The organism is Natrinema soli, from assembly GCF_028618695.1.
Genome location: NZ_JAQIVI010000743.1, coordinates 1 through 4,723 on the forward strand (window position 1 = coordinate 1; position 4,723 = coordinate 4,723).

At 64.4% G+C, this 4,723-nt stretch carries 6 protein-coding genes and 1 pseudogene; 4 read left to right on the forward strand and 3 right to left on the reverse strand.

All coding sequences use genetic code 11. The annotated features are described in order from the left end of the window. Window positions 1-277: pseudogene (locus tag PGX04_RS31380) on the forward strand (peptidase M24); the annotation flags it as partial. 56 nt (window positions 278-333) lie between these two features. On the opposite strand, the gene PGX04_RS31385 reads toward PGX04_RS31380, so the two are convergent. Both PGX04_RS31385 and PGX04_RS31390 read right to left on the reverse strand, forming a co-directional pair. Next, window positions 334-519 (reverse strand): hypothetical protein, encoded by a 186-nt coding sequence (locus tag PGX04_RS31385; protein ID WP_273742057.1) that lies wholly within the window; start codon window positions 517-519, stop codon window positions 334-336. Between the two features lie 132 nt (window positions 520-651). After that, a complete protein-coding gene (locus tag PGX04_RS31390; protein ID WP_273742058.1) occupies window positions 652-903 on the reverse strand; it encodes a DUF7533 family protein in 252 nt (83 codons plus the stop codon). A 121-nt stretch (window positions 904-1,024) separates the two neighbouring features. Between PGX04_RS31390 and PGX04_RS31395 the strand changes: the two genes are divergently transcribed. After that, entirely contained in the window at window positions 1,025-1,630 is a 606-nt protein-coding gene (locus PGX04_RS31395; protein ID WP_273742059.1) for a riboflavin synthase, read from the forward strand. 274 nt (window positions 1,631-1,904) lie between these two features. Here PGX04_RS31395 and PGX04_RS31400 read toward each other — a convergent pair whose 3' ends face one another. After that, the gene (locus PGX04_RS31400) at window positions 1,905-2,918 is read right to left on the reverse strand and encodes a PrsW family intramembrane metalloprotease (protein WP_273742060.1); all 1,014 of its coding nucleotides are present in this window, start codon (window positions 2,916-2,918) and stop codon (window positions 1,905-1,907) included. Between the two features lie 170 nt (window positions 2,919-3,088). Here PGX04_RS31400 and PGX04_RS31405 point away from each other — a divergent pair, with 170 nt between their 5' ends. Both PGX04_RS31405 and PGX04_RS31410 read left to right on the forward strand, forming a co-directional pair. Next, window positions 3,089-3,898 carry a formate/nitrite transporter family protein gene (locus PGX04_RS31405; protein WP_273742061.1) on the forward strand — a complete coding sequence of 270 codons (810 nt, stop codon included), beginning with the start codon at window positions 3,089-3,091 and terminating at the stop codon, window positions 3,896-3,898. A 349-nt stretch (window positions 3,899-4,247) separates the two neighbouring features. After that, window positions 4,248-4,625 carry a DUF7532 family protein gene (locus tag PGX04_RS31410; protein WP_273742062.1) on the forward strand — a complete coding sequence of 126 codons (378 nt, stop codon included), beginning with the start codon at window positions 4,248-4,250 and terminating at the stop codon, window positions 4,623-4,625. The last annotated feature ends 98 nt before the right edge of the window (window positions 4,626-4,723 follow it).

Genomic DNA, 4,723 nt, shown 5'->3' on the forward strand with positions numbered 1-4,723 from the left:
CGACCTCGAGGCGGAGGTCCGATCGTTCGGGTTCGGCGACGGCGATGCGATCGAGACGCGGGTTTCGGGCGTCGGGCTCGAGCCCAGCGAGCGGCCGATCGACGGCGGTGAGGACGTCGGGTCCGGAACCGTCGTACGACTCGACGTGGCCGCACGCGTCGACGACGACGACTGGCTTCGGATCGCAGACGTACTGGCAATCAACGACGAGGGCGAGCGACCCGACTGGCTCGCGTCTCCGTCGCAGTCGCTCGAGCCGACCGCGTTGCTCGAGTAAGTTGCACGACGATGGTGCTCCGAGTAGTGTTCGGGTACCGGTAGGGACCTGCTGGCTCAGGATTCCGGTGTCCACTCACAGGCATCACCGGACGTCAGGCTCTCGTCCTCGATGTGCCTGTCCAGACAGGCGTAGTTGCAGAACTGCCCGGTCTGGTTGGTGCGATCGTTCTCGCCTTCGTTCACGTAGACGGGATCGTGTCGTTCGATATCGCTGCCGCAGTACGTGCACTCGGTACCCATATCGTTCCATTTCGGCTCGAGTCGGGAATGGATTGTGCCCGTGTCGTCTCGAGTAGCCCCGTTCCGTTTCCGTCGAGCAGATACGGCGTTCCGCTCGAGCGGGCGGTACCGATCGCCGATCGCCAACCCCAGTTACCGGTCGTCGTCCGGATCGTCGGGCTCTTTCGCGACCGTGCCGACGACCCGGTTGGCCACGAGTTCGGGAATGTCGGTCGGCATCGTCAGCCAGTGCTGGATGACCACGAGCCCGATCGCGAGGCCGATGAGGGTCAGGCCGATGCCCGTCTGCTCGCGAAGGAGCAGGAAGTCGAGTCCGGCGAGCGCCGCGGGGATGGCGAAGACGAGCGTGCCCGCGAGTTTGATCGTGTCGATGATACCGGCCATTACACCGAGATAGCGCGGCGACCGCTAAAAACGCGGCGACAAGTCGCGGCCGATCGAGACGGACGCCGAGACGGCGGCCGGACCCGGAACGGCTTTCTCCCGTCGCCCGCCAGTTGCGAGTATGTTCACGGGGATCGTCGAGGAGACCGGCGAGATCGTCGCTCGAGAGCGAACGGACGACGGCCTCCGGCTCCGGATCGGGGCCGACGAGGTCGCGACGGGACTCGAGCACGGCCAGAGCATCAGCGTCAGCGGCGCGTGTCTCACGGTCGAACGCTTCGCGGAGCGCGAGTGGTTCGAGGTCTTTCTCGCGACCGAGACCGTCGAGCGGACCTACCTGAGCGACCTCGCCGAGGGGGAGACCGTCAACCTCGAGCGGGCGATGCCGGCCGACGGCCGGTTCGACGGTCACGTCGTCCAGGGTCACGTCGACGCGGTCGCGACGGTTTCAGACGTCGAATCCGTGGAAGAGGATTGGTTCTTCGAGTTCGACCTCCCCGAGGGGTACGACCGCTACGTCGTCGAAAAGGGGTCGATTACGCTCGACGGCATCAGCCTGACCGTCGCCGACCTCGACGCGGAGAACGGCCGGGTAACGGTCGCGGTCATCCCGACGACCTACGAGCTGACCGCGCTCTCGGAGAAAGCACCCGGCGACCCGATCCACCTCGAGGTCGACGTACTCGCGAAGTACGTCGAACGGCTGCTCGAGGCCCGCTTCGAGTAACTGGGCGGTCTATTCGTCCGTCGCGTCCAGTCGTCGCTGGCACTCCTCGAGCAGTTCCACCTGTCGCTCGATGAGGAGCGCGGCCTGCTCTCACCGATTCGACTCGCTCGTCCAGCTCGGACTGCAGCGCTCGGAGCTGCTCGAGGTGGGTCGCGAGCCCGTCGGCAAACGCTTCGTCTCGCTGCCTGCGCCGCCAGCGCGTCCGAGCGGGTCTCGCACCCGTCTGCTGCGTTCTGGAATCGCCGTTTGCGGACGGACCGACACCGAACTTCGGTCAGCGCTGGGGCGGCTCGAATTCGGTCAGTTCCGGCCGCGACTCGCCATCGATATCGCTCGTGACGGACTGATAGGTCCGGCGATAGCGATCGATCTTGCGATAGAGGTAGTAGCCGATCGCGAGGTCGTAGAGAACGACGTAGCCGACGAACGCGATTCCGAAGCCGATCGGAAGGACTTCGGTGATGAGGCCGGGAACGATCCCGACCGTGACGTTGTACGTCCCGTGGACGAACGCGGCGACGAGCAGCCCCTTGAGGACGATCGGACCAGCGCGGTCGCGGTTGAACTTCGCCAGTCCGAGGTAGTAGCCAGCGATCGCCGAATAAATGACGTGGCCCGGCCCGGCGAGCGCACGGACCGTCGCGATCCCGCTGGCGGTGACGAGGATGTTGGTCTCAGGGTTCGCCTCGCCGATGACGCGACTGATGTAGAGCGCGTTTTCGATGGCGGCGAATCCCAACCCGGCGACGGCGCCGTACACCGCGCCGTCGATGACGGCATTGAAACTGTCGTTCCGGTAGGCGAACACCTGAACGGCGAGCAGCTTCACCGTCTCCTCGACGGGGCCGACGATCAGGTAGAAAAAGAGAACCCCGCTGATCCCGAGCAGCGCCTGACTGAACGAGTTGACGAGCGCCGCGAACGTCGCGAACAGGACCGCGAGCAGGAAGGTCACGACGAGCAGCCAGAGCGGTTCGCTCGTCGTGATGTCCGCGTGCCAGATGTACGCCGCGAGCAACCCCGCGGGGACGATCGAGAGCCCGAAGAAGACGGCGACGAACGGATCCTCGAGGACGACCGCGGCCGGCGAGACGAGCAAGACGAGGGTGATGGCGATCGCGATCAGCAAGACGAGTGCACGGAATCCGTAGCTCACGGCGTTGTAGAGCGTGTACGCAACCAGGTCGACGACCGATCGCGGCTCCCACGTCGAGACGTCGTAGAGGTCGACCGACCCGTCGCCGGTCCGCTCCTCGGCCCGTTCGACCGGGTCGCGCCTACGTTCCATGGGTGGCCGTATGATCGCCTGCCCGGTATAGGTTCGGCAACCGGCGACTCGATTGTGACGTCTCGTGGCGTTCGTCGGACCGATCTTTCTTCCACGCCCACACAGTAGTATTCGTATGATCGGGTTCGAGAAACTGAGGGCCAAGGTCGCGGATGAGGGGCGTGGATAGCATGGGAGGATCAGACCCAGAATCGGCTGTCTCCAGCGAACAGACTCCAGCTCCGGATATCCTCGAGTCGCTCATCGAATCCGGTCTCCACGAGATTGAGCGCGAACCGATCGGGCTCTTGCTGTCGGGATTCTCGGCCGGTCTCGACATCGGATTCGGGCCGCTACTGATGGCGGTCCTGCTCACGCTCAGCGACGGGGCCTACGGCGATCTCGGGACGGAGCTGCTGCTGGCGAGCGCCTACTCCGTGGGATTCATCTTCGTTATTATCGCACGCTCGGAGCTGTTCACCGAACATACGACCCTCGCTGTGATGCCAGTACTCGACGGTCAGGTATCGTTCGACAAGTTAACTCGAGTCTGGGGGCTGGTCTGGGCGAGTAACATCGTGGGCGGTGCGGTGTTCACCGCGTTCATCGTTACCTTGATGCCCAATCTCGGGGTGGCCTCACCCGAGGCGTTCGGAACGATCGCCCACAAGCTGGTCGACCACGATCTCAGGTGGCTGTTCGTCGCCGCCATCCTCGCGGGTTGGCTCATGGGGTTGGTGGCGTGGCTGGTCACTGCGGCACAGGAGACGACGAGTCGCCTGCTCATCATCTGGCTCGTTACCGCTTCGATCGGTATTCTCCACCTTCCGCACTCGATCGCGGGGAACGTCGAGGTGCTGTTCGGTGTGTTTGTCTCACCGGCCGTCTCGGTGGTCGATTACGTAATGTTCCTCTCGTTGGCGACCATCGGTAATGCGGTCGGCGGAGTCGTCTTTGTCGCCCTGTTGAAATACGGTCACGTTGTCCGCGGTGGCGGCTGATTATTGAACGCGTGGCGGTACGCAGGCATCCGCTCGCGATGCGAACGGTTTTCCGCCGGAGCGGGGTGAATCCCCGGGGCGGCGGCCTTTTGGCCTCATCAGAACCGCTTAGCGGTTCTGATTAGCACTCAGAACGCGTTGCGTTCTGACAGCATCAACGGGTTTTGCCAATGTGGGACCTTCGGTCCCACGGGCCGTGCGAACGGGCGCTACGCGCCCGTGAGCAGACGTTCGACCGAGTGACGAAGCGAACGAAGGAGGACCCTGGTAAAAGAGGTTGCCGAACTGATCGAACCAGCTCCGATACGGACTCGGAATTATCAAAGGCCTCCCGGCCTAACCAGCGCGTATGCACTTCGACCAGCGAACTCAGCGAGCACTTCGCGACGTCGGCCTCGAGACCGACGATCTCCGTGCCGCCTCCGAGGCGGTCGTCGACGCCGTCGCCGAGGACGCGGCGGCGCTCGAGGCGTTCTTCGACGAGCACGACACGGTCTACTCCGACATGGACATGGCGCACTCGAGTTCGGACTACCCCGAACACGACATCGACTACGCCGACATCCCGACCCACGCCGACGAGATGCGCGGCTGGCTCCGATTCGAGACGTGGGGCGTCTCCGTCGAGGACGGCCGAATTCTGGGAGACGGACACGTCGAACTCTCACTCGGGCCGACGATCGACGATCGGGTGCGGTTCGCAGCCGACCGCGACACGCTCCGATGATGTCCGTGTGCGAGGCGGGGTTCGGATCGCTCGAGCGAGAGTTGCGACGAGAGCCGCGACGAGGGATCGACGAGCGACGGCGGCCGTCGACGCCGGCG

Excerpts from the sequence above, each read along its gene's own strand:
- PGX04_RS31385 (WP_273742057.1), bottom strand. The coding sequence starts at position 519 with ATGGGTACCGAGTGCACGTACTGCGGCAGCGATATCGAACGACACGAT.
- PGX04_RS31390 (WP_273742058.1), bottom strand. The coding sequence starts at position 903 with ATGGCCGGTATCATCGACACGATCAAACTCGCGGGCACGCTCGTCTTC.
- PGX04_RS31395 (WP_273742059.1), top strand. The coding sequence starts at position 1,025 with ATGTTCACGGGGATCGTCGAGGAGACCGGCGAGATCGTCGCTCGAGAG.
- PGX04_RS31400 (WP_273742060.1), bottom strand. The coding sequence starts at position 2,918 with ATGGAACGTAGGCGCGACCCGGTCGAACGGGCCGAGGAGCGGACCGGC.
- PGX04_RS31405 (WP_273742061.1), top strand. The coding sequence starts at position 3,089 with ATGGGAGGATCAGACCCAGAATCGGCTGTCTCCAGCGAACAGACTCCA.
- PGX04_RS31410 (WP_273742062.1), top strand. The coding sequence starts at position 4,248 with ATGCACTTCGACCAGCGAACTCAGCGAGCACTTCGCGACGTCGGCCTC.